The sequence below is a fragment of the Thermoplasma sp. genome, from assembly GCF_023256435.1.
Taxonomy (GTDB): Archaea; Thermoplasmatota; Thermoplasmata; order Thermoplasmatales; family Thermoplasmataceae; genus Thermoplasma.
Genome location: NZ_JAGDXM010000008.1, coordinates 22,311 through 24,965, shown reverse-complemented (window position 1 = coordinate 24,965; position 2,655 = coordinate 22,311). Strand labels below are relative to the sequence as shown.

Genomic DNA, 2,655 nt, shown 5'->3' with positions numbered 1-2,655 from the left:
CCACGGAGAGCGTTGAATTGATCTCCGCTATGGTATCGTCCTTTCCTATGATGAACGCAGTGCCGCCGGCTGACGCAGAATATTCCAGAGCATCTCCAGGCGCGCCCTGCGAAGTATCTGCGCCTATGGCCAGCCCGTACTTTATCATGCCAGAATCCACCATGGCCTTCACGTTCTGCATACCTGCAGTTCCGGCCTTGCATGCGAACTCATAATCAGCCGCAAAAAGGGAAAAATCAACGCCAATGGCTGATCCGACGATGGTTGCGGTTGGCTTCACCGCATATGGATGCGACTCGGAGCCGACGTATATTGCGCCGATCTCCTTGGGGTTGATCTTCTTTCTCTTCAGTGCATTTCTTGCCGCCTCAACTGATATGGTGGCGACATCCTCATCCGGTGCGGGCACCGATTTGCTGAGTATGTATATGCCATTCTTTATGTGTTCAGGGTTCTCTCCCCATACCCTCGCTATCTCATCCGGTTTTATTCGATACTTGGGTATGTAGGAACCGTAGGTAACTATACCTGACATAGATTATGGAATTGCTGGAGGTATTTAAAAATTGGCGAAGTTGAGTTTAACGTTCGCCGAACAGATCCCGTACACGTACAGCCTGGCCGTCCTTGAGCACGAAGACATCGTCTTCGTAATCGGCATCAATAGCCAAATTGCGCTTGTTTCCTGTCGGTATTATGAAGTAGGATCTCTTCCCGTTCCTGCCGTTGAGGACCAGCCTGATCTTCTTGTCCATATTCCCATCCGTCTCGTATCCGTATATCACGAAGGAACCGGAGTCAATGAAAACGCGCTTCTCTATTTTGCCGCCCTTTGTCTCAGTTTCGTACTCCTTCATATCTATGCATGAAGCGAGGGGTCATAAACATGGCGATATGCTTAGCGCATGCAAGATCTCGATGCTGAACGATCGGAACCTCGAATTTTCGCAGTGATAACTATATATCTTTTCAGGCACTCTGCAACGATCTGCTGGGGATGAGTATATGATAACATTCAGGAAGAGGATTGAAGTGGAGGCCAGTGCCGATGATGCCTTCAGGGTCATATCCGATCCGGACCGGATAACCGAGTTCTGGAAGGGAACGCGCAGGATAATAAAAGAGGGTAAATTCTACAGGGTTCGCTTCGCATTCCCGGCCTGGGGGTTAATGTCGCTCCATTCAGATGCAGACAGGATGTCCGTTCTCACGTCCTATCTGAAGGGCCCGATCAGGGGATCGAAGATAGATGCGGTCCTGATCGAGAACGGCAAGACGCTGATACAGACGGAGTGGAACGTCAGGCTTTCGCTGTACCTCCGGCCATTTGAACGCAGGATAAAATCGCATTTCGAGACCGGTGCAGAACATGCACTTCTCAGGATAAAGGAGGATCTGGAAAAAAGGTAAGGGATCTATGAAACGATCTCGAAGTTCCTGTCGCCGTTCTGCCTCTTCACCATCCAGTTTGGATATATATCCCTGTTATCGGAGACCCTGTCCAGCCTCTCTATCTGTTCCCTCTTAAGGTTAACGTTCACGCTTTCAAGGTTCTCCTGCAGCTGTTCCATGTTCCTCGCGCCTATTATGGCCACATGCCCCTTCGAGATTATCCATGCGAGGGCAACCTGCGACATGGTACAGCCCTGTTCTTCGGCTACCTTTTTTACCTCATCAACGACATCCCAGCCACGCGTTTCGTCGAAGTAGGGGAAGAAGAAACCGCGATCCCCCATCCTCGTACCTTCCCTTGGTTTTTCGCCGCGCCTGTACTTTCCGGTCAGCACGCCACCGTGAAGGGGACTCCAGGAGAGCAGCGTCATGTTCCAGTATCTCATCAGCGGAATCACTTCGTATTCCACGTCCCTGTTCAGCAGGCTGTAGTTCATCTGCGCGCTCTCGTACCTTGCATATCCACGGTCGACGGCCATGGCCTGCATCGTTGCCATCTGCCATGCGGTGAAGTTTGATACCGCAGGATAAATAACGTAGCCGGAATCCACAAAGTGCTCCATGGTTGACAGGAACTCCTCAAACTCGCCATGCACATCCCAGCCGTGGTACTGGTATACGTCAACCCATTTCGTATCAAGCCTCTCTAGGCTCTTCCTCAGCGCTATGGACATGTGGTGCCTTGAGAGGCCGCTCTCATTGATGCCGTTTCCGGTGCGGCCCCTTACCTTGGTGGCTATCATCACCTGGTCCCTGTACGGCTTAATGGATCTTCCAAGCATTATCTCGGAATCGCCCTCATCGTATACATCTGCTGTATCGTATAGGTTGATCCCTGCGTCGAATGCGGCCTTCACCATCTTATCGGACAGATCCTGCGTCACACCGCCGAGCTTCCAGCGGTTCTTTTCTCCCAGCGTCATAGCTCCGAAGGCCAGCACGGAAACAAATGATGCCGTCTTTCCATATCTTACGTACTTCATATCCATTCCTAATGCTCTATCTTATTTCATACTTTTGATTTCCAATGCTTAATTATTTGTCTTCATTTGCAATATTTTTTTATGAACTACTACGTGGATATGCAGCATGACGACCTGAACTATGAGTATCTATACGGAAGCACGTATCCCCTGATGAAGAACGCCGGCAGGGCTGTTGCCGATGCCGTGATGAAGCGATACCCGGACGCGAAATCGGTTT

At 50.5% G+C, this 2,655-nt stretch carries 4 protein-coding genes and 1 pseudogene; 2 read left to right on the top strand and 3 right to left on the bottom strand.

Going from position 1 to position 2,655, the window contains the following annotated elements:
* Together Q0C15_RS00865 and Q0C15_RS00860 are read right to left on the bottom strand one after the other, a co-directional pair.
* Positions 1-535, bottom strand: a 535-nt coding sequence (locus Q0C15_RS00865) for a hydroxymethylglutaryl-CoA synthase (RefSeq protein ID WP_297215034.1), incomplete at its 3' end; no start/stop codon positions are given.
* A 46-nt stretch (positions 536-581) separates the two neighbouring features.
* Positions 582-857 carry a hypothetical protein gene (locus tag Q0C15_RS00860; protein WP_297215032.1) on the bottom strand — a complete coding sequence of 92 codons (276 nt, stop codon included), beginning with the start codon at positions 855-857 and terminating at the stop codon, positions 582-584.
* A gap of 148 nt (positions 858-1,005) precedes the next feature.
* Here Q0C15_RS00860 and Q0C15_RS00855 point away from each other — a divergent pair, with 148 nt between their 5' ends.
* Complete coding sequence (locus tag Q0C15_RS00855) at positions 1,006-1,410, top strand: hypothetical protein (RefSeq protein ID WP_297215030.1); 405 nt, start codon at positions 1,006-1,008, stop codon at positions 1,408-1,410.
* Positions 1,411-1,415: 5 nt separating this feature from the next.
* On the opposite strand, the gene Q0C15_RS00850 is transcribed toward Q0C15_RS00855, so the two are convergent.
* Entirely contained in the window at positions 1,416-2,435 is a 1,020-nt protein-coding gene (locus Q0C15_RS00850; protein ID WP_297215028.1) for an aldo/keto reductase, read from the bottom strand.
* 81 nt (positions 2,436-2,516) lie between these two features.
* Here Q0C15_RS00850 and Q0C15_RS00845 point away from each other — a divergent pair.
* A pseudogene (locus tag Q0C15_RS00845) lies at positions 2,517-2,655 on the top strand (bifunctional ADP-dependent NAD(P)H-hydrate dehydratase/NAD(P)H-hydrate epimerase); the annotation flags it as partial.